Below are 20,383 nucleotides of genomic sequence, written 5' to 3'. Positions count from 1 at the left end.
GCCGGCCACGCTACTCGTTCGCATGGCCACGCCGCACCCACCCGGTCACGGCAGCCAGGCCTGCCAGACGTCCTCGTTCTCGTCGACCCACGCCTGCGCGGCGCCCTCGGGCGACTGGCCTTCGACGTCCATGGCGTAGGCGATCCCGTCCTGGTCCTCGTTCTCGAGCTGGAAGTTGCTGAGGAACGTGTGGACGTCGGGCAGCCGGTCGGCCAGCTCGGCGGACGCGGCCTTGTACAACACGTCCGGCGGGTAGCCGCACGTGCGTTCCTCCGCCGGTTCCTCGCAGCCCTCCTCGTACGGCGGCAGCTCGATCATGGTCAGGTCGTACTGGGCGTGCATCCAGTGCGGCGTGTAGAAGTAGAACAGCACCGGTTCCTCACGCTCGATCGCGGATTCGACCGCGGTCAGCTGCGCGGCCTCGGACCCGGACTGCACGACCTGCAGGTTCAACCCGAGGTTCTCGATGATGGTTTCGTCGTACTGCACGAACGACGGGTCGGCGGCGAGGAACTGTCCCGCGTTGCCCGTCTCCGCCGTGGCGAAGATCTGCTCGTTGCCCTCCAGCCCCTCCCAGCTCGTCATCTCGGGATGCTCGTCGATGACGTAGCTGGGGACGAACCAGCCGATCTGACCGATGACCCCGAGCTCGCCGATGTCCTCGACGGTGCCGCGGTCGTCGATGTAGGTGGCCCGGTTCTCGGCGTGGCCCGAGGGCCAGATCTCCAGGACCGCGTCGAGGCTGCCGTCGTCGAGCCCGGCCCACTGCGCGTTCTCGTCGAGCTCCACGATCTCGACGTCGGCCCCCATCTCCTGCTCCAGGACGATGGCGGCGACGTGCGCGTTGGCGTACGAGCCCGGCCACGGGTTGGCGACGAGCCGGACGGTCTCGCCCTCGGCGCCCTCGCCGCCGCCGTCGCCGCCGTCAGCGGCGCCGTCAGCGGCGCCGCCCCCGTCATCGCTGTCGGCGCCGAGCTCGCCGGCGTCGATCTGGTCGGGGTCGGCGGCACAGGCGCTGAGCGCGAGGCCGAAGGCCAGCAGTGCCGGCGCCAGCCGGCGGAGGGAAGTGCTCGTCGCGCCCATGGTCGCTCCGTTCGATCGGCACACCGCGCTAGGCGGTCTTCATCGTCGCGCGCTGGGTCTCGACGAACTCGTCGTCACCGCCGCCCAGCGCCTGGGTGATGCGGTCCAACACCATGCCGAGCAGCACGATCGCGATGCCGGCGACGGCGCCGCGACCGATCTCGCTGCGGGTCAGGCCCCGGACGGCCTCGATGCCGAGGCCTCCCGAGCCGATCAGCCCGGCGATGATGACGCCGGCCAACACCATCATCGTGGTCTGGTTCACACCCATCAGGATCGTCGGACGTGCCAGCGGCAGCTGCACCGTGCGCAGCACCTGCCACCGGGTGGCGCCCTGGGACCGGGCGGCTTCGACGGTCTCGTGGGGCACCTCGCGGATGCCGGCGTCGGTCATGCGCACGCCGGGAGGTAGCGCGTAGATCACCGAGGCGATCAGGCCGGGGACGCGGCCGATCGTGAACAGTGCGACGACCGGGATGAGGTAGACGAACGCCGGCAGCGTCTGCATCCCGTCCAGGATCGGGCGCAGGGCGCGGTCGAACGCGTCGCTCTGGCTCGCCAGCACGCCGAGCGGCACGGCCAGCGCGATCGAGACGACCGCGGCCACGAGGACCTGGCTGAGGGTGTTCATCGTGTCCGGCCAGGCACCCATCGCCCCGATCACGGCGGCGGCCACGACGACGAACAGGGCGAGGCCCTGCCCCACGACTCGCCAGGCCACGGCGGCGACCAGGCCGGCGAGGAGCCACCACGGCAGGACGCTCAGCACGAACCGCAGCGGGTCGAGCGCGTAGCGGATGGTCCACTCGCTGAACGCCGACGTGAACCCGAACAGCTCGGTCCGGGCCCAGGCGAACGCCTGGTCCGCGAGTTGCGCGACCGACAGGGCGCCCGCGAACGGCGGTTCGTCGGCGAACGGCAGCATTCCGAGTCCGCGGCCGACGACCAGTGCGCCGGCGATCGCGGCCACCAGCCACCAGCCACGCAGCAGGTGCCGGCCGCGGGCGCCCGCGGAGAAGGTGATGCGGTCGAGGACGACCGCCAGCAGCACGATGGCGAGTCCGGCGTCCAGGGCGCGGCCCACGTCGAGGGTCTGCAGTCCCCGCAGCACCTCGCGACCGAGACCGGTGGCCCCGACCAGCGAGGCGATCACCACCATCGACAGCGCCATCATGATGGTCTGGTTGACGCCCACGCGGATCGACGGCATCGCCAGCGGGAGTTGCACGGTCCGCAGCAGCTGCCGGCTGGTCGCCCCGAGCGAGCGGCCGACCTCCAGCTTGACCGGCGGCACCTGCTGGATACCGAGCGTGGTCAGCCGGACGGCCGGCGGCACGGCGTAGATGACGGTCGCGACGATCGCCGCAGGGTTGCCCTGCCCGAACACGAACACCAGCGGCAGCCGGTAGACGTAGACGGGGACGGTCTGCATCGCGTCGAGGACGGGCCGAACCACCGTCGCGACGGCTGGCGAACGCGCGGCCAGGATCCCGATCGGCACGCCGATCGCGACCGACGCCAGCACGCCGACCCCCATCAACGCGAGCGTGGTCATCGCGTCGTCCCACTGACCGAGCAGCGCGATGCCGGCGAGCGCGGCCACGACGACCGCCGCGATCCGCCAGCCGGCGACGGCGGCCGCGATCGCGCCGAACACCAGCAGCACGCCCGGCCATCCGAGCAGGCGCAGCTGCGCCTCGAGCTCGGCGAGCCCGTACGCGGCTCCGACCGCCATCGGCCGGAACACGCCCGTGAACAGCGGATGGCTGCCGCGGTTGTCGATGATCCAGACCTGCAGCGCGTCGAACCGCTCCCGTACGGGCAGGTAGAAGTCCGCCGCGTACCCCGACGCCCAGCCGCTGGCGAGCGCGCCGGCGGCCAGCAGGACGACGGCGAGCAGCAGCCAGCGGTGGTCGCCGACCCAGCGGGGCACCGACAGTCGGCGGGCCTCGGTGACGGCGGCCATCAGCGGGCCGGCTCTGGCAGCGTGCCCCCGTACATGGCACGCAGGACCTGGTCGCGCGTGACGATGCCGACCGTGCCGTCGCCGTCGACCACCCGCAGCGAGCCACCGTTCGCGACCCGGGGGATCAGATCGCGCAGGAGGGTCGCGGCCCCGACGTCGCCTTCGGTCGGGCTGTCGAGCGGACCGACGGCGTCGCCGAGTGGCGGCCGGCACAGGTCACCGGCGGTGAGGACCAGCGCCCGTGGGACGTCGCGGGTGAAGTCGGCGACGTAGTCGTCGGCCGGCGCGGCCAACAACTGCGCCGGCGTGCCGATCTGGACGATGGCGCCGTCGCGCATCACGGCGACACGGTCGCCCAGCCGCAGGGCCTCGTGCAGGTCGTGCGTGATGAACACCATCGTCGTGCCCATCTGCTCCTGGAGCCGACAGACCTCGGCCTGCATGTCACGGCGGATCAGCGGATCGAGCGCGCTGAAGGGCTCGTCGAGCAGGAGCAGGCCGGGATCGGTGGCCAGGGCCCGGGCCAGGCCGACCCGCTGCTGCATGCCGCCCGACAGCTCGTCGGGGTAGTGGTCGGCGAAGCCGGTGAGCCCGACCAGGTCGATCACGGCGCCGGCGCGCTCACGGCGGGCCCGGCGGTCGACCCCCTGGATCTCGAGCCCGTAGGCGACGTTGTCGATGACCCGACGGTTCGGTAGCAGCCCGAAGTGCTGGAAGACCATGCTGACGTTGTGGCGGCGCAGTTCGCGCAGTTGCGCCGGCGAGCACGCCGTGACCTCGTGCCCGTCGAGGACGATGCGTCCGGCGGTCGGCTCGATCAGCCGGGTCAGGCAGCGCACGAGCGTGGACTTGCCGCTGCCCGAGAGCCCCATGACGACGAACACCTCGCCGGCGCGAACGGTGAACGAGACGTCACGGACCGCGGCGACGCACCCGGTCATCGCCAGCAGCTCATCGCGCGGAAGCTCGCCCTCGGGGGTGCCGACCACCCGCTCGGGCCGGCTGCCGAAGACCTTCCACAAGCCGTCGCAGACGACCTTCTCCCGGCCGTCGACCGGCACACGACTGTCGGACACCCCGCTCTCCCTGCTCGGCGGCGCGTTCCGCCGTCGACGATACCCCTCGGAGGGGCCCCCGAGCGGGGCAAACCGTCACGGAACACGCAGACCCGGCCGGGGTCGTGGGCGCCCGCGCACACGGGCGTCCCGGTTGCCGCGCCAGGCGCCCGGCCAGTCGCCTCGGGCAGCACAGGTGGACGCCAACGCGTGACACGGCCATGAACATGTTGTGCTGAACGCAACCGTTGTCCATACTGCGACGACGGCGTGGACACGGGCACCGCGCACTCCGGGATTCCGACCGGTGCCCGGACGCATCGCCAGCAGCGAAGGATCGCCGATGGCCGACCCGCCCGACGACGACCTCGACCTCCGCGAACTCGACGACGCCGAGCTCGCCGAGCAGATGCACGAGGACCTCTACGACGGGCTCGCGAACGAGATCGCCGAGGGCACGACGATCCTGCTCGAGCGAGGGTGGCACCCGAAGCGCGTGCTCGACGACGCTCTCGTGGAAGGCATGCGCATCGTCGGGATCGACTTCCGCGACGGCGTGCTGTTCGTGCCCGAGGTCCTGCTCGCCGCCAACGCCATGAAGGCCGGCATGGCGATCCTACGGCCGCTGCTGGCGGAGACCGGTGCGCAGCCGATCGGCAAGGTGGTGATCGGGACGGTCAAGGGCGACATCCACGACATCGGCAAGAACCTCGTCGCCATGATGCTGGAGGGTGCGGGGTTCGAGGTCGTCGACATCGGGATCAACACGGACGTCGACGCCTACCTCGCCGCGCTCGACGAGCATCAGCCCGACATCCTGGGCATGTCGGCGCTGCTGACGACCACGATGCCGTACATGAAGGTCGTGATCGACACCCTGCAGGCCAAGGGCCGGCGCGACGAGTTCATCGTCCTGGTCGGCGGTGCGCCGCTCAACGAGGAGTTCGGCGCCGCCATCGGCGCCGACGCCTACTGCCGCGACGCGGCCGTGGCGGCCGAGACGGCCACGCGGCTGGTCCGCGAACGACGAGCACTGGTCCCCTGATGGGTGCGCGGCGATCGCGGGTCCGGATCATCGCCTGCGGCGCGCTCGCCCGCGAGCTGACCGAGGTGCTGCGCGACGCGGCCCTCGGCGACGTCCGCGTCGAGTGTCTGCCGGCCGCGCTGCACGACCGACCCGAGCGCATCCCCGACCTGGTCCGTGCCCGGGTTCGGTCGGCGAAGGCCGCCGGGGAGCACGTGCTGGTCGGCTACGCGGACTGCGGGACCGGAGGGCGGCTCGACGCCGTCTGCGCGGAGGAGGGCGTCGAGCGGTTGCCCGGTGCCCACTGTTACGAGCTGTTCGCCGGGCCCGAGGTGTTCGCCGCCCTGCACGAGCGCGAACCGGGCACCTTCTACGTCACCGACTACCTGGTACGGAACTTCGATCGCCTGGTGGTCGCCGGTCTGGGGCTCGACCGGCACCCCGAGCTGCAGGCGGTCTACTTCGGCAACTATCGCCGCCTGGTCCACCTCGCACAGCACGAGGACGACGACCTCGACCGACGCGCCCGCGCGGCGGCGAAGCGGCTCGGGCTCGTCCACGAACGGCGAGCGACCGGCGTCGACGGGCTGCGACGCAGCCTGCACGCCGTCGGGGCGCCGCGATGAGCCGGCGGCGAAGCGCTCCGTCCCTGGTGACGATCCTGTGGCGCGACATCCCGGCGCAGGTGACGGCCACCGACGGTGCGCGGCACGAGAAGGCGCTGCTGCCCACCCGCTTCCAACGGGCGATCGACCGGGCCGCCAGGGTCGCCGGCAAGACCGAGCTGCACGCCTACGTGGCCGAGTGGCGGCGCCGCGAGGAGCCGCTCGCCGGCGACCCGGGCGACGTCGTGACGGCCCGGGTCGCGGAGCTCGACCGGAGCTACTCGCGGACGCGGCTGGCCGACCTCGTCCGCAACGGCGGGCTGGAGCCGAGCACGGACGCCCATGGCGGCGGCACCGACCACGACGCGGGGCGGCGCGCCGCGGGAGGGATCACGTGACCGACACCGTCGTCAGCTCCGCGACCCGGGAGGTCGTCCTCGGGTTCGGGCGGCCGTTCGTGATGATCGGCGAGCGCATCAACCCGACCGGGCGCTCGATCCTGGCCGAGGAGATGAAGGCCGGCGACTTCACCCGGGTCGAGGCCGACGCGGTCGCCCAGGTGGCCGGTGGCGCCCACATGCTGGACGTCAACGCCGGCATCCCACTGGCCGACGAGCCGGCGCTGCTGGCCCGCGCCGTCCAACTCGTGCAGTCGGTGACCGACGTCCCCCTGTCCATCGACTCGTCGATCGTGGAGGCGCTCGAGGCGGGCCTCGCCGTCTACCAGGGCAAACCGCTGGTCAACTCGGTGACCGGTGAGGAGGCCGTGCTCGAGCGCGTCCTGCCGCTGGTCGCCCGGCACGGCGCGGCGGTCGTGGCCATCTCCAACGACGAGACCGGCATCTCCGAGGACCCCGACGTCCGCTTCGAGGTGGCACGAAGCATCGTCGAGCGCGCCGCCGATCACGGCATCCCACGCGCCGACGTCGTCGTGGACCCGCTGGTGATGCCGATCGGGGCGATGGCCAGCGCCGGGCAGCAGGTCTTCCGTCTCGTCCGGCGGCTGCGCGAGGAACTGCGGGTGAACACCACCTGTGGGGCCTCCAACGTGAGCTTCGGGCTCCCCGACCGGCACACGGTGACGGGAACCTTCCTGGCCATGGCGATCGGGCACGGCCTGACCTCGGCGATCATGAACCCGCTGCACCCCGAGGTCCGCTCGGCGGTCATGGCGGCCGACGTGCTGGCGGGTCACGACGTCAACTGCGCCACGTGGATCGCCACGCACCGTGCGCCCGGCGGCGACGGTGCCGGCGCCGAGGGCGCACGGCGTCGCGGCGGCCGGCGGGCACGGATGGCGGGCGAGGCCCTATGACGATCCGCACGAACGGGAGCGGACACGACCAGCATCGCGTCGTGTTCACCCCGTCCGGGCTCAGCGGCCGGGTCGCGGCCGGGACCACGGTCCTCGAGGCCGCCCGGCAGCTGGGCGTCGACCTCGACTCCGTGTGCGGCGGGCGCGGAATCTGCGGTCGCTGCCAGGTGGTGCCGAGCATCGGGTCGTTCCCGAAGTGGGGCGTGATCGTGCAGCCCGACCACGTCACCGACCCGGACGCGATCGAGGCCGGCTACCGGGGGCGCCGCCCCCTCGTCGAGGGGCACCGCCTCGGTTGCGCCCTGCGGATCGTCGGCGACCTGGTGGTCGACGTCCCGCCGGCCAGTCAGATCCACAAGCAGGTGGTCCGCAAGGAGATCGGGCTCGAGGGGGTGACGATCGATCCGGTGGTCGTGGCCCGCTACGTCGAGTTGCAGCCCGGGGAGACGGCCCCGAACGTGCTGGACGGCCTGCGCCGGGCGCTGGCGCGCACGTGGGGCGTTGCCGGTTTCGAACCGACGACCGAGGTCCTGCGCACGCTGTACGCGGCGGTGGCCGCCGAGGACGGTCGCGTCACGGTCGCGCTCCGGGACCAGCGGCTGGTCGCGGTGTGGCCCGGCTACGTCGACCGGATCGCCGGCGTGGCGATCGACGTCGGCTCGACCACGATCGCCGGGCACCTGTGCGATCTGGCCAGCGGCGAGGTGCTCGCCAGCGCCGGCCTGATGAACCCCCAGCTGCGGTTCGGCGAGGACCTGATGAGCCGGGTGTCGTACGTGATGCTGCACCCGGACGGCGCCGGCGCGCTGACGGCGGTGGTCCGCGAGGCGCTGGACGGGCTCGTCGGCGAACTCCTCGACGCCGCGGACCTGCCGCGTTCGCAGCTGCTCGAGGTCGTGGTCGTCGGCAACCCGATCATGCACCACCTCGTGCTGGGCATCGACCCCACCCCGCTCGGTCAGGCGCCCTTCGCGCTGGCGACCAGCGACCGGGTCGAGGCACGTGCCACCGACGTGGGGATCGACGCGCCGGCGGGGCGGCTCTACGTCGCGCCGTGCGTCGCCGGTCACGTCGGTGCGGACACGGCCGCTGCGATCCTCGCCGAGGGACCGCACCGCAGCTCGGCGGTCCAGCTGCTCGTGGACGTCGGCACCAACGCGGAGATCGTGCTCGGCAACGACCGGGCGCTGTTCGCCGCCTCCAGTCCGACCGGCCCCGCCTTCGAGGGGGCGCAGATCAGCTGCGGGCAGCGCGCGACCGCCGGCGCGATCGAACGGGTACGGATCGACCGCAGCACGCTGGAGCCGCGCGTCAAGGTGATCGGTTGCGAGCGCTGGTCCGACGAGGTCGACTTCCCGCGCGCCGTCGCCGCCACCGGCGTCACCGGCGTGTGTGGTTCGGGCATCGTCGAGGTCATCGGCGAGCTGTTCCTCGCGGGGGTGATCGACGCGCAGGGCGTCATCCGTCCCGAGCTCGCGGCCCGCACCGACCGGGTCGTTCCGGACGGCCGCACCGCGAGCTACGTCCTCCACCGGCCCACCGACGGCGGCCCCGAGTTGCGCATCACGCAGGCCGACGTACGCGCGATCCAGCTCGCGAAGGCGGCGCTGCGCGCCGGGGTCGACCTGCTGCGTGAGCGTGCCGCGCTGGACCGGATCGACGACGTCCGCCTGGCGGGCGCCTTCGGCACCCACCTCGACCCGCTGTACGCGCTCGTGCTCGGGCTGGTGCCCGACGTCCCGCTCGCCGCCGTGCGCTCGGTCGGCAACGCCGCCGGCTCCGGCGCCGTCCGGGCGCTGCTGTCCGGCACACAGCGTGCCGAGGTCGAGGCCGTCGTGCGCGGCATCACCAAGATCGAGACCGCCACCGAGCCCCGCTTCCAGGAGCTGTTCGTCGCCGCCCTCGCGTTCCCGCACCGCGACGCCGCGTCGCCGCACCTCGCCGAGGTCGTTCCGCTGCCCGAGCGGGCCGAACACGGCGCGGTGGGTGCCCCGGCCCGACGGCGACGCACCGGGCACCGTGCCCGACCCCGACCGAGCTGAGTGGAGGTGAGCGCGATGGAGCCCTCGGTGACCGATGCGCGTGGCCGCGGACGTCGCGGCGGTGGCCGCGAGGCACGGCGGGCCAGCCGCAGCGCGGCGACGGCCACGCATCCGCCGTTCCTGACCCGGACGATGCGCCCGTTCGAGGTGCTGAGCGACGAGGGCCTCGAGCTGATCGAGCACAACGCCGACACGATCCTCGAGGAGGTCGGCATCGAGTTCCGCGGCCACCCGGAGGCCCTGCGGCTGCTGGCCGACGCCGGCGCCGAGGTCGACGGCGAACGGGTGCACTTTCCGCGCGGGCTGTGCCGTCGGATCGTCGGCGAACACGCCCCGGCCTCCTACGTGCAGCACGCCCGCAACCCCCAGCGCAGCGTCACGATCGGCGGGGACGCGACCGTGTTCGCGCCCAACTACGGCTCACCGTTCGTGACCGACCTCGACCGTGGCCGGCGCTACGCGACCCTGGAGGACTTCCAGAACCTGGTGAAGCTGGTCTCCCTCACGCCGACGATCCACCACTCGGGCGGGACCGTGTGCGAGCCGGTCGACGTGCCGGTCAACAAGCGGCACCTCGACATGGTCTACGCCCACCTGCGCTACGGCGACAAGCCGTTCATGGGCTCGGTGACGTCGGGCGAACGGGCCGCAGACAGCGTCGAGCTCGCACGGATCGCCTTCGGCGGCGACCTCGCCGGACGCACGGTGCTGACGAGCCTCATCAACGCGTCGTCCCCGCTGGTCTGGGACGCGTCGATGCTCGCGGCCGCGCAGGTCTATGCCGAGCAGAAGCAGGCCTGCATCATCACCCCCTTCATCCTCGCCGGCGCGATGGCGCCCGTGACGACCGCGGGCGTCGCCGCCCAGACCCTCGCGGAGGCGCTGGCCGGCATGACGTTCGTGCAGCTGGTCAGGCCGGGGGCGCCGGTCGTGTTCGGCTCGTTCGCCAGCTCGATGTCGATGCAGACCGGCGCGCCGACCTTCGGCACCCCCGAACCGGCGTTGGTGCTCTACGTGGTCGCGGCGCTCGCCCGGCGGCTGGGCGTGCCGTTCCGTTCGGGCGGCTCGCTGACGGCTTCGAAGCTGCCCGACGCGCAGGCGGCCTACGAGAGCGCGAACACGCTGCTGCCGACGATCCTCGCCGGCGTCAACTTCGTCCTCCACGCTGCCGGGTGGCTCGAGGGGGGGCTCGCGCTCAGCTTCGAGAAGTTCGTCATGGACGCCGACCAGCTCGGGATGATGGAGGTCTTCGTCCGCGGCGTGGACCTGAGCGAGAACGGCCAGGCCCTCGACGCGATCCGTGAAACCGGCCCGGGCCAACACTTCCTGGGCAGCGCGCACACCCTCGCGAACTTCGAGCAGGCGTTCTACCGCTCGACCATCGCGGACAACACCAGCTTCGAGCAGTGGGAGGAGGAAGGCCGTCTCGACGCCGCGCAGCGCGCGAACGCGGTGTGGAAGCGGCAGCTCGCCGCCTACGAGCCCCCGCCGATCGACGAGGCGGTCGACGAGGAGCTGCGGGAGTTCGTCTCGCGCCGCAAGGCCGAGATGCCCGACGAACTCGGCTGACCACCCGGGCCGAGGTGCGCCCCGTGTGATCGGGCTGGGCGGGCGCGAGATCGGCGCATCATGGCGCTGCCGCCATGTGGTCACGCGACCGTCTACGACCGCGCCCGGGCCGGAACGCGCGCCGAACCGTCGGGCACGAGGTCGGACGCGCGCGCCTCTCCGTTACGCCAGCCAGAGCGCGAGAGCGGTCACCGGCCGGCGCCGCGAAGGGTGGTGTGCTGTCACCCCCACGCCTCGACGTGTGCAGTCCGAACAGCGACTCGAGCGGTCCTGGGCCAGCGGTAGGCGCAGCGGATGATCCCGGTGAGCAAGAGAACCTCGAGCGCCACGCCGAGGCCGAAGAAGTACGTCCACGACTCGCCCACCACGTTGAAGACCGAGACGGGGACGTAGATGGACGCCACCACGAGGTTCGTCGCGCGGTTCGCCCGCGCGGGCAGCGTCACCGACAGGACCACCATCAGGATCGGGATCGCCACGAGCGTGAGCGCACTGACGACGAAGGTTTGGCTGACGTCGAACTCCCAGACGATGCCGGCCAGGATGTCGTCGATGAAGCCGGGCTCGTACAGGGTGAGGTAGTCGACGTAGATGTAGAGGAACATGAAGCTGGTCCAGGCTGCCGCGAGCTTCAACGGCACTGGGACCTGCGGGTCATCGAGCTGGGCTGCGTCTGGCTTCTGGGGTGCACTCATCGTGCTTCCTCCTTCTCGTCGAGCGGCAGGCTCGGAGCAGTGATCGCCGGGGAGTTCACGATGGCCAGCGGAGCCGCCGGGCACATCGGTCTGCGGGCTCGACCTGGCCAGCCGGAGGGCCGGTACGCAGCTCATCCTTCCGGCTGATGGACCGAGAGACGGCCCGATCGGTTGGCGTCACCCGCGGATGCGGTCGCTCTCGTAGGCCCACATGGCGATCTCGACGCGGTTGCGTGCACCGAGCTTGCGCATGAGGCTCGCGATGTGGGTCTTCACGGTGGACAGGCTGATGAAGAGCCCGTCGGCGATCTCGACGTTCGTCCAGCCTCGGGCCACGGCCAGGAGGACCTCCTCCTCGCGAGCGGTCAGCGGCTCGATCGGCTGTGCCGGTGGACGCTGCGGCTCGACGCGCGAGAAGGTCGAGAGCAGCCGCGCCGTCACGCTCGGCGCGATGAGTGCGTCGCCGTTGGCCGCCGCGTGCACGGCCTGAGCCAGCAGGTCAGGGCCAGCGTCCTTGAGGAGGAACCCGCGGGCGCCGGCCTTGAGGGCGCCGTGGACGTACTCGTCGAGGTCGAACGTCGTGATGACGACGACCGCCAGGGGGTCGTCGACCTCTGGACCGGCGAGCTGTCGTGTCGCTTCGATCCCGTCGAGCTCCGGCATGCGGATGTCGAACAGGCAAACGTCGGGCTGCAGCTCCCGCGCCAGGCGTACCGCTTCCCGGCCGTCGCGGGCCTGCCCGACCACCGCGATGTCCGGTTGGGCGTCGAGGAGCATGGTGAGCCCGCTGCGCACGATGTCCTGATCGTCGGCGACGAGGACGCGGATGGTCATGGGCGTGCACCTGCCCGCGGCAGCACCGCCCGAACCGTCCAGCCGCCATCCGCACCCGGCCCGGCCGACAACGTCCCTCCGAGCAAGGTCGCGCGCTCGGTCATCCCGACCAGCCCGTAGCCCTGCCGAACTCCGCGGTCTCCCGTCCGCACGTCCCCGTCGTCGCGGACCGTGAGGCGCACGGCGTCCGCGTCGCCTTCGACGACGACCTCGACACGGGTCGCGTGGCGGGCGTGGCGCACCGCGTTGGTGATCGACTCCTGTGCGAGCCGGTACACCGCCGCGTCCACCGTGGGGCTCAGGTCCTCGAGCTCGCCGCGCAGCGCCACCTCGATGCGCGGCCAGTCCCCGCCCACACGCGCGAGCGCCGGGATCTCGCCCACCCCCGGCCGCGGCGCCGTCGGAGCCTCACGGACGTCGGAGCCGTGAGGGTCCTCCCGCCCCTCGCGATCACGAAGCACGCCGACCATCGACCGCATCTCCTCGAGCGTCCGCGACGCCTCCTCTTCGATCACCGCCAGCGCCTCGACCGCCCGGTCTGGTGCCCTCGCCGCCACCGCCCGCCCGGCCTGCGCCTGGATGGTGATGGCCGCCACGTGGTGCGCGATGGTGTCATGCAGGTCCCGGGCGATCTGCTCGCGCTCCCGCAGCTTCACCTCGTCGAGCTCCCGGCGGCGCGCCATCGCGCGGAACCTGGTCGACGCAGCGAGCACAGCCGGGAAGGCGAGCGCGACCGACCCGCCGATCGCGTCCTCGGCCGTCGGGGGATCACTGGCGAAACCCAACACACCAGCTGCCAGCACGATCGCCATCCCGGTGGCGACCTCGACCCCCGAGCCCCAACGGACCAGGGCGTAGGGCAGGACGAGGATCCACACGTAGGAGTTCAACTCGTAGGCGGTCGTATCGACCCCGAGCAGGGCAAGCGCTGCCAGCACCCCTACCGCGCTCCACATCACCGCTACCGCACCCAGCGGTCGCGCCCGCCGTCGGAGCAGACAGACCGCCAGCAGCGCCACGAAGGACACCCTCGCCGGCCCCCACGAGACCCCATCGCGAACGGCGACCTCGATCGCCGACGAGGCGAGCAGCCCGGCGACCAGCGCGAAGTCCCGCCATCGGGGCACCGGCGGCTGGTCAGGCCGAGGTTCTGCCAGCAGTGATCGCACCGTGTTCACCATCGCGTCAGCCTACGGAGGAGCTGTGTGCTGGTGCGTCAGCCGAAAGCATGACCTCGGTGCCCCTCGTCCGGCCGGTGCAGGTCCAGCCCCGGGACCGATGTGCGTGCCCGCCCGTTCCCCCAACGTCGGTGCATGCCGTCGCCATCCGCCGCGACGTCGCCCGACGAGAGGAACGACACGATGCGCACCACCCGGCGCGACCCGGCCCGAACTGCCGGCAGGACGACCTCGCCCGCACCCATCTTGTCCGCTCGCGGCGTGGCGAAGACCTACCGGACCGGCGGCGAGGACGTGCACGCGCTGCTGGGTATCGACCTCGACGTCCACCCTGGCGAGCTCGTGATGGTCATGGGTCCCTCCGGCAACGGCAAGACGACGCTGCTCAACTGCCTGTCGGGTCTCGACGACATCGACGCCGGCACCGTCTCCGTCGACGGCGTCGACCTGTTCGCGATGTCCGACGCCGACCGCACCCGCCACCGGGCACGACGCATGGGGTTCATCTTCCAGGCGTTCAACCTCATCCCCGTGCTGTCCGCCGCCGAGAACGTCGAACTGCCCCTGCTCCTCACCGGCGCGTCGCCGACGCAGGCCCGCAAGCGGGCGGCCGACATGCTCGCCCGGGTCGGCCTGGCCGACCGTGGTGGCCACCGACCCGGTGAGCTCTCCGGTGGCGAGCAGCAGCGCGTCACCGTCGCTCGCGCGCTCGTCGCCGAGCCCGCCCTCGTGTGGGCCGACGAGCCGACCGGTGCCCTCGACAGTCGCACGGCCGCTGGAGTCGTCGACCTGCTCCGCGAGGTCCACGCCGCCGGCCAGGCCCTCGTCGTCGTCACCCATGACGAGACGCTCGGCCGGACGGGACAGCGCCTCGTCGAGGTCCGCGACGGCCGCGTCGTCTTCGACGGCGCGCCCGACGCCAGCGCCACCGCGACCGCCGAGGTGAGTGCATGACCGCCGTCCTCACCGCCCTCGCCGCAGCGCTCCTGGCGCCGCTCGCGTTCGCTGCTGCGCGCCAGCGCACACTCGCCGCGCTGGCCGTCCGCAACATCCGCCGCCGGCCGTCAGAGGCACTGCTCGTCGTCGGCGGAGCCCTGCTCGGCACCGCGATCATCACCTCCTCGCTGGTCGTCGGCGACGTCCTCGAAGGCTCCCTCACCGACGTCGCGCGGACCCAGCACGGCCCCATCGACCTCACCGTCACCGTGCCCGCCGGCACGAGCACCGCGCCGGTCCGCGCCGCCATCGACCAGGCCGCCATCCCCGCGATCGAGGACGTCCTGCCGGCCGTCACCGCGACGGCGACGATCGCCGCCGCAGACGGGAGCACGGCCGCACCGCGGGTTCGCCTCCTCGAGGTCGACCTGGACGCGGCCCGCGGCTTCGGCAGCCAACCCGCCATCACGGGCCTCGCCGACGCACCTGCGGTCGCCGGCGACGCGTTGCTGGTCAACACCGCCGTGGCCGATCGGCTCGACGTCACCGTCGGGGACGTCGTGCGCCTGCACGCCTACGGATCGACGGTCGACCTGACCGTCGCCGACGTCCGCGACGAGGTCGGCCTGGCCGGCCACGGCGGCGCGGTCGTGGCGCCTGGCACGATCGCCCGCCTCGCGGTCGACGTCGCCGCCGGCGAGCCGCCACGTGAGCACCTGCTCATCTCACTGTCCGGCGGGGTCCTCGACACGAGGGACGCCACTGACGATGCCGCCGCGCAGGTGCGTGCCGCCGTTGCCGCGCTGCCGGGCGACCCCGTGGAGGTCACCGCGGAGAAGGCCACGATCATCGACGCCGCCCGCCGTGACGGCGCCGCGATCACCCAGCTGTTCACCACCGTGGGCGCGTTCAGCGTCCTCGCCGGGATCCTGCTGCTCGTCAACCTGTTCGTCATGCTCGCCGAGGAGCGCCGAGCGGAGCTCGGGATGCTCCGCGCGCTCGGCTTCACCCGCCGGCGGCTGTCGCGCACGTTCGCCATCGAAGGGGCGCTGTACGCCCTGCCCGCCGCCGTGCTGGGCGCACTCGCCGGCGTCGGTGTCGGCTGGCTCGTGGCGCTGGCCGCGGGCGGGCTGTTCGCGCAGCCTGGCCGCAGCCTGGACCTGCCGCTGGTGGTCGAGCCGACGAGCCTCGCCGTCGGCGCCCTCGCCGGCCTCGTCATCTCGTTGACCACGATCTGGCTCACCAGCGTGCGCATCGCCCGGCTCAACGTGATCCGTGCCATCCGTGAGCTGCCCGAGCCGCGGGCGGTCCGGCTGCGCCGGTCCACGCTCGTGCTCGGCGGCCTCGGCGTGCTGCTCGGCGCCGCCGTCGGCGTCCTCGGCTATCTCAGCGAGGATCCGGTCGCCCTGCTGCTCGGCGTCCCTGCCGCAGCGTTCTCGGCGGGTCCGCTCCTGCGCCGGGTGCTACCCGAGCGGGTCGCGCGGCTGCTCGTCGCCGGGGCCGTCCTCGGCTGGGGGCTCGGTGCGCTGCCGCTGTTCCCCGACATCATGGGCGGTCTCGACGATGCGGCCTTCGTCACCCAGGGTGTCGTGCTCACCGCGGGTGCGGTGGCGATGGCCGTCGCCCTGGACGGCGTGTGGAGCCTGCTGCTCGACCGGCTCGGCGGCCGGCGAGGGCTCGCCACGCGGCTCGGCGTCGCCTACCCGCTGGCGCGCCGCTTCCGCACCGGGATGCTGCTCGCGATGTTCTCCCTCGTCCTGTTCACCGTGACGATCATCTCGGCCGTCACCGCGACCTTCGAGCGCACGATCGACGACATGGTCGCCGACGTTGCTGCAGGCTGGGACGTGCTACTCGACAGCAGCCCCGCCGATCCCGTGGCAGCCGATGACCTGCTCGCCCGCGAGGACGTCGCGGCTGTCACCAGCTTCACGCGCGGCGTCGCCGCCTTCGAGGCCCCGCACCTGCCGGGCGCGCTGCCCGCGCCGCTCACCGGCATCGATGCCGGGCTCCTCGAGCGGGGCACGCCCGCACTGTTCCGCCGCGATCCCGCCTACGCCACCGACACCGAGGTGTTCCGTGCGGTGCTGGACGACCCGGAGCTGGTGATCGTGCCGGAGGGCTTCCTCGTGACCACGATGGGCACCGCGGCGCTCGGCGTGGGTGACACGTTCACCGTCGTCGGGGCCGACGGGCAGCAGCGCGAGCTGCGGATAGCTGCGCTCGCAGACATCGACTGGCTCGGCAACGGCGCGCTCGTCAGCCGCAGCACGGCTGACGAGGTGCTCGGCGACCGCGGCGCTGACTCCCGCAGCTACCTCGCTGTGGCCGACGGCGCTGACGCGGAGGTCGTCGCCGCCGCGGTGGACTCGGCGTTCCTACCCAACGGCGCCGAGGCGGTGAGCTTCGCGACCCTGGTGACCGCTGGAGTGCGCCAGCAGCTGGGGTTCATGGCGCTCGTGCAGGGCTTCCTCGCGTCGGGGCTTCTCGTGGGGATCTCCGGCCTCGCCGTCGTGATGGTCCGCGCGGTTCGCGAGCGACGCCGAGCCATCGGCATGCTGCGCGCGATGGGCGTCCCATCGCGGACGGTGCGTGCCGCGCTGCTCATCGAGGCCGGGATGATCGCCGTGCAGGGCACGGCCATCGGCGTCGTGCTCGGACTGCTCACCACGCGGCAGCTGCTGGCCGGCGCGGAGGCGTTCGGCGACGGGCAGCTGCCCTTCCACACCCCATGGGCTGCACTGCTGCTCATCATCGCCCTACCGCTGGCCGCGGCCCTCGCGGCCACCGCATGGCCCGCGTCGCGCGCCGCCGCGATCCAACCTGCGACGGCACTGCGCACGACTGGGTGACGGCACCACTCTGGCTTCCACGTGTGACTCTCAGCGAAGGACGAACGATGCAGGCAGCGGTCATCGACGCATACGGCCCACCCGAGGTCGTTCGCGTCCTCGAGGTCCCACGCCCCGCTCCGCGGACCGGTCAGGTGCTGGTTCGCATCCGAGCGGCAGCGGTGACCTCGGCGGACTCGCGTGTCCGCGGTGCGCGGTTCCCTGATGGGTTCGGGCTACCCGCCCGGCTGGTGTTCGGTGTGCGCCGGCCTCGCCGCCCGATCCTGGGCAGCTGCGTCTCCGGAGCGGTCGAAGCGGTCGGTCCCGGCGTGCAGGGCTTCATGCCTGGCGACGAGGTGTGCGGCATGAGCGGCCTCGCGATGGGCGCACACGCGCAGTACGTGGCCGTCCCCGCAAGCCGGCTCGTGGCCAAGCCTCCAGCGGTCAGCCACGACGACGCGGCCGGAGTGCTGTTCGGAGGCACCACCGCGTCGTTCTTCCTGCGCGACAAGGCAGCCGTGCGGCCCGGCACCACCGTGCTCGTCAACGGCGCTTCCGGGGCGATCGGCACCAACGCCGTCCAGCTCGCGAAACACCTCGGTGCGACGGTCACCGGTGTCACCAGCACCCCGAACCTGACCCTGGTGGGTGAACTCGGAGCCGACCACCTCATCGACCACACACGGCAGAACCTGCTCGCGACGACCGAGCGCTTCGACGTGGTGCTCGACACGGTCGGCAACCTGCCCGTCACCGCCGCACGGCGCTTGCTGCGCACGAACGGGATGCTGCTGCTCGCCGTGGCGAACCTCGGCGACACGATCCGCGCCCGCGGCCAGGTCGTCACCGGCACCTCACCCGAGCGCACGGACGACTTCCGGTTCCTACTGCAACTGGTCGCCGAAGGTGCACTCACCGTCGTGAACGACCGCACCTACGGGCTGGACGACGTCGTCGAGGCTCACCAGCGCGTCGACAGCGGACGCAAGGTCGGCAACGTCATCCTCCGTCCGTAACCACCGCCGCGAGCCCCGCCCTGCATGCACCCTGACTGCCGTGGTGGCACCGCTGGTCGACACGCTCACCGTGCACGACCTCAGCGACGTCCCCCAGCTGTGGGGGCCGTCGGGTACGTGACGAACGGTTCGCGCTCGTCGCCCGCGCCCTCGTGACCTGACGCAGGAGGGAGGCCGCGGGTATGGGCGTGGGCTCACGCCTGGTGACCGAGTTCGAGACCTGGGCCTTCGACGCCGGCGCATGGCGGCCCGAGATCACCTCCGACAACCACCGCCCCCGCGCGCACCTTCCACGAGCGGCGCGGTCACGCACCCAGCGGCATCCGCTTCCACGAGCTCGTCCGCGACGAGCCGCGGCACCAACAACTCGAATGCCGGATCTTCCGCCCGCCTGCGTCGGTTGGGGCCCGGTCCACGACCGCCGCGGCGTCCCCGCCGAAGCGACGCGAGCACACGGGTCCCGGCGGTTCAAACCGGCACCGACTTGCGCTTGCGGACCTCCTCGACCAGCGCGGCCACGAAGGGGTGGAGGTCGCCGATCACCGCGTAATCGGCGCGCGTCACCATTGGCGCGTCCGGATCGGTGTTGACCGCCAGGATGCGCTTGGCAGCCATGCAACCGACCCAGTGCTGGGTCGCACCGCTGATGCCCAGCGCGATGTAGAGGTCGGGGGCGACCCGGGTGCCGGTCTGGCCGACCTGGTCGTTGTGCGAGCGCCAGCCGTTGTTGGTCGCGACACGCGAGCAGCCGACCGCGCCGCCGAGCAGCTCGGCCAGCTCCTCCAGGGCGGCGAACCCCTCGGCGCTGCCGACCCCTCGGCCGCCGGCGACCACGACCGACGCGGTCGCGAGACCGACCCCGGCCGTGCGGCGGACGTGCTCACGGACCCGTCCCACCGTCAACTCGTCGGTCAGCTCCGGGGTGGTCGCCCGCACCTCGGCCGAACCGGGGGACGCGGCCGGCTCGGCGGTGACCGTGTGCGCGACCACCGTGGCCAGCGCGACCTCCGCGGCGAGGTGGGCGTCCTCGAGCAGGATCCCGCCCCACCGGTGCCGCGTCAGCTCCCAGCCGTCGGCGGCCGGCTGCAACGCGACGACGTTGGCGGCCATCGGCAGGTCGGTGCGGGCGGCGAGGTGCGCGAGCACCTCGTTGCCGCGGGCGCTGGCCGGGGCGAGCAGCACCCGCGCCGCGCTGGCACCCAGGACCTGCACGACCGCCGCAGCCCAGGCCGCCGGCGCATAGTCGGCCAGCAGCGGGGCGTCGACCACGTGCACCACCTCGACCCCCTGCGCGGCCAGGATCGCGGGCCCGCGCCCGTCCAGGGCGCCGATCATGACCGCCTCCAGCGGCACGCCGTCCGCCTCGGCGACCCGGCGGGCGAAGGTCAGCAGCCGCTCGGTCGGACCGGCGGCGAGCCCCTCCCGATCGAGGTCGAGCAGCGCCAGCACCCCACTCACAGCAACCCCACCTCCTCCAGCAGCGTCGCGACCGCCGGCGCCGCCTCGGCGCCGGCGCCCAGCACGACGGTCGTCGTCTCGGCCTGGACCGGCTGCCGGAGTCGCACCAGCCGTAGCGCGTCGGGCCGCCGCGTCGGCGCCAACCGGCGGATCTCCGCTTTCCGGGCCAGCAGTCGCCCGCGCATGGCCGGGTAGCGCGGCACGTTGATGCCCTCCTTGACCGCGGCGATCGCCGGCAGCGGGACGTCGCAGCGCTCGAACCCGTCGCTCACGCCCCGGTGGAAGGCCGCCCCGGCCGCGGTCAGCTCGATCCGCTTCACGCCACCGACCACGGGGCGGCCCAGCACCGTCGCCACGCGGATGCCGACCTGGTAGTTCGCGGCGTCCGCGGACTCGTTGCCGAAGAGCACGAGGTCGAACGTGCCGCCCTCCGCCTCGAGGAGCCGGACGGCCTCGGCGATCGCGGTGGCCACCGCCCGCGGATCCCATTCGGGTTCCTCGGTCGGCAGCAGCACCGCGTGGTCGATCCCCATCGAAATCCCCGTGCGCAGTTGTTCCTCGGCGGCGGGCGGACCGAGCGTGAGCACGGTCGAACTGCCGCCGTGCTCGGCGGCCAGCCGCACGGCCTCCTCGACGGCGCACTCCTCGTGCGGGCTGACGGTGTAGGCGAGATGCCGGTCGTCGATCGCCGTGCCGTCCTCGCTCAGCACGATCCTGGCCCCGGGGGCCGGCACTCGCTTGACGCACACCAGGATCCTCATCGTGTGGGTTCCTCC

Annotated in this window: 17 protein-coding genes; 9 read left to right on the top strand and 8 right to left on the bottom strand. The window is 72.6% G+C overall.

Annotated elements, in window-relative coordinates; all coding sequences use genetic code 11:
* Nucleotides 1-45: 45 nt before the first annotated feature.
* From ACERM0_RS09260 to ACERM0_RS09250, 3 genes are read right to left on the bottom strand one after another with little or no spacing between them, the layout of a single operon-like run.
* Nucleotides 46-1,083, bottom strand: a complete 1,038-nt coding sequence (locus tag ACERM0_RS09260) for an ABC transporter substrate-binding protein (protein ID WP_373678290.1) — start codon at nt 1,081-1,083, stop codon at nt 46-48.
* Between the two features lie 28 nt (nt 1,084-1,111).
* A complete protein-coding gene (locus ACERM0_RS09255; protein WP_373678289.1) occupies nt 1,112-3,049 on the bottom strand; it encodes an ABC transporter permease in 1,938 nt (645 codons plus the stop codon).
* Complete coding sequence (locus ACERM0_RS09250) at nt 3,049-4,125, bottom strand: glycine betaine/L-proline ABC transporter ATP-binding protein (protein ID WP_373678288.1); 1,077 nt, start codon at nt 4,123-4,125, stop codon at nt 3,049-3,051. Before ACERM0_RS09250 ends, ACERM0_RS09255 begins: the two co-directional genes overlap by 1 nt.
* Before the next feature lie 322 nt (nt 4,126-4,447).
* On the opposite strand from ACERM0_RS09250, the gene ACERM0_RS09245 reads away from it, so the two are divergent.
* The 6 genes from ACERM0_RS09245 to ACERM0_RS09220 are packed head-to-tail and all read left to right on the top strand — an operon-like array spanning nt 4,448 to nt 10,659.
* On the top strand, nt 4,448-5,149 hold the full coding sequence (locus ACERM0_RS09245; protein ID WP_373678287.1) for a corrinoid protein: 702 nt from the start codon (nt 4,448-4,450) through the stop codon (nt 5,147-5,149).
* Nucleotides 5,149-5,754, top strand: a complete 606-nt coding sequence (locus tag ACERM0_RS09240; protein WP_373678286.1) for a DUF1638 domain-containing protein — start codon at nt 5,149-5,151, stop codon at nt 5,752-5,754. The genes ACERM0_RS09245 and ACERM0_RS09240 overlap by 1 nt, the downstream gene beginning before the upstream one ends.
* Nucleotides 5,755-5,780: 26 nt before the next feature.
* On the top strand, nt 5,781-6,131 hold the full coding sequence (locus ACERM0_RS09235) for a virulence factor (protein WP_373678285.1): 351 nt from the start codon (nt 5,781-5,783) through the stop codon (nt 6,129-6,131).
* Nucleotides 6,128-7,048, top strand: a complete 921-nt coding sequence (locus tag ACERM0_RS09230; protein ID WP_373678284.1) for a dihydropteroate synthase — start codon at nt 6,128-6,130, stop codon at nt 7,046-7,048. Before ACERM0_RS09235 ends, ACERM0_RS09230 begins: the two co-directional genes overlap by 4 nt.
* Complete coding sequence (locus ACERM0_RS09225) at nt 7,045-9,090, top strand: ASKHA domain-containing protein (protein WP_373678283.1); 2,046 nt, start codon at nt 7,045-7,047, stop codon at nt 9,088-9,090. Before ACERM0_RS09230 ends, ACERM0_RS09225 begins: the two co-directional genes overlap by 4 nt.
* A gap of 15 nt (nt 9,091-9,105) precedes the next feature.
* A complete protein-coding gene (locus ACERM0_RS09220; RefSeq protein ID WP_373678282.1) occupies nt 9,106-10,659 on the top strand; it encodes a trimethylamine methyltransferase family protein in 1,554 nt (517 codons plus the stop codon).
* Nucleotides 10,660-10,880: 221 nt separating this feature from the next.
* Here ACERM0_RS09220 and ACERM0_RS09215 read toward each other — a convergent pair whose 3' ends face one another.
* The 3 genes from ACERM0_RS09215 to ACERM0_RS09205 form a co-directional block, all read right to left on the bottom strand.
* Nucleotides 10,881-11,354: a DUF6326 family protein gene (locus ACERM0_RS09215; RefSeq protein WP_373678281.1), complete on the bottom strand. Its 474-nt coding sequence runs from the start codon at nt 11,352-11,354 to the stop codon at nt 10,881-10,883.
* A gap of 177 nt (nt 11,355-11,531) precedes the next feature.
* Nucleotides 11,532-12,188: a response regulator gene (locus ACERM0_RS09210; RefSeq protein WP_373678280.1), complete on the bottom strand. Its 657-nt coding sequence runs from the start codon at nt 12,186-12,188 to the stop codon at nt 11,532-11,534.
* The gene (locus ACERM0_RS09205; protein WP_373678279.1) at nt 12,185-13,357 is read right to left on the bottom strand and encodes a sensor histidine kinase; all 1,173 of its coding nucleotides are present in this window, start codon (nt 13,355-13,357) and stop codon (nt 12,185-12,187) included. Before ACERM0_RS09205 ends, ACERM0_RS09210 begins: the two co-directional genes overlap by 4 nt.
* Nucleotides 13,358-13,627: 270 nt before the next feature.
* Here ACERM0_RS09205 and ACERM0_RS09200 point away from each other — a divergent pair, with 270 nt between their 5' ends.
* Genes ACERM0_RS09200 through ACERM0_RS09190 form a run of 3 tightly spaced genes read left to right on the top strand, consistent with a single transcriptional unit; the run spans nt 13,628 to nt 18,149 of the window.
* On the top strand, nt 13,628-14,320 hold the full coding sequence (locus ACERM0_RS09200) for an ABC transporter ATP-binding protein (RefSeq protein ID WP_373678278.1): 693 nt from the start codon (nt 13,628-13,630) through the stop codon (nt 14,318-14,320).
* Nucleotides 14,317-17,154, top strand: a complete 2,838-nt coding sequence (locus ACERM0_RS09195; RefSeq protein WP_373678277.1) for an FtsX-like permease family protein — start codon at nt 14,317-14,319, stop codon at nt 17,152-17,154. Before ACERM0_RS09200 ends, ACERM0_RS09195 begins: the two co-directional genes overlap by 4 nt.
* A 47-nt stretch (nt 17,155-17,201) precedes the next feature.
* Nucleotides 17,202-18,149, top strand: a complete 948-nt coding sequence (locus tag ACERM0_RS09190) for an NAD(P)-dependent alcohol dehydrogenase (protein ID WP_373678276.1) — start codon at nt 17,202-17,204, stop codon at nt 18,147-18,149.
* 468 nt (nt 18,150-18,617) lie between these two features.
* Here the strand turns inward: ACERM0_RS09190 and ACERM0_RS09185 are convergent, their stop codons facing one another.
* Both ACERM0_RS09185 and ACERM0_RS09180 read right to left on the bottom strand, forming a co-directional pair.
* Entirely contained in the window at nt 18,618-19,607 is a 990-nt protein-coding gene (locus ACERM0_RS09185; protein WP_373678275.1) for an electron transfer flavoprotein subunit alpha/FixB family protein, read from the bottom strand.
* Nucleotides 19,604-20,368, bottom strand: coding sequence for an electron transfer flavoprotein beta subunit/FixA family protein (locus tag ACERM0_RS09180; RefSeq protein WP_373678274.1), 765 nt, complete (start codon nt 20,366-20,368; stop codon nt 19,604-19,606). The genes ACERM0_RS09185 and ACERM0_RS09180 overlap by 4 nt, the downstream gene beginning before the upstream one ends.
* Nucleotides 20,369-20,383 lie beyond the last annotated feature (15 nt).

The organism is Egicoccus sp. AB-alg2, from assembly GCF_041821065.1.
In the GTDB taxonomy this organism is placed as follows: Bacteria; Actinomycetota; Nitriliruptoria; order Nitriliruptorales; family Nitriliruptoraceae; genus Egicoccus.
The sequence above is the reverse complement of the archived record's forward strand: the minus strand, read 5'-3'. Positions and strand labels throughout refer to the sequence as shown.

Coding starts and splice junctions, on each gene's coding strand:
- ACERM0_RS09225 (WP_373678283.1), top strand. CDS start 7,045: ATGACGATCCGCACGAACGGGAGCGGACACGACCAGCATCGCGTCGTG.
- ACERM0_RS09215 (WP_373678281.1), bottom strand. CDS start 11,354: ATGAGTGCACCCCAGAAGCCAGACGCAGCCCAGCTCGATGACCCGCAG.
- ACERM0_RS09180 (WP_373678274.1), bottom strand. CDS start 20,368: ATGAGGATCCTGGTGTGCGTCAAGCGAGTGCCGGCCCCCGGGGCCAGG.
- ACERM0_RS09210 (WP_373678280.1), bottom strand. CDS start 12,188: ATGACCATCCGCGTCCTCGTCGCCGACGATCAGGACATCGTGCGCAGC.
- ACERM0_RS09220 (WP_373678282.1), top strand. CDS start 9,106: ATGGAGCCCTCGGTGACCGATGCGCGTGGCCGCGGACGTCGCGGCGGT.
- ACERM0_RS09245 (WP_373678287.1), top strand. CDS start 4,448: ATGGCCGACCCGCCCGACGACGACCTCGACCTCCGCGAACTCGACGAC.
- ACERM0_RS09195 (WP_373678277.1), top strand. CDS start 14,317: ATGACCGCCGTCCTCACCGCCCTCGCCGCAGCGCTCCTGGCGCCGCTC.
- ACERM0_RS09240 (WP_373678286.1), top strand. CDS start 5,149: ATGGGTGCGCGGCGATCGCGGGTCCGGATCATCGCCTGCGGCGCGCTC.
- ACERM0_RS09190 (WP_373678276.1), top strand. CDS start 17,202: ATGCAGGCAGCGGTCATCGACGCATACGGCCCACCCGAGGTCGTTCGC.
- ACERM0_RS09255 (WP_373678289.1), bottom strand. CDS start 3,049: ATGGCCGCCGTCACCGAGGCCCGCCGACTGTCGGTGCCCCGCTGGGTC.
- ACERM0_RS09260 (WP_373678290.1), bottom strand. CDS start 1,083: ATGGGCGCGACGAGCACTTCCCTCCGCCGGCTGGCGCCGGCACTGCTG.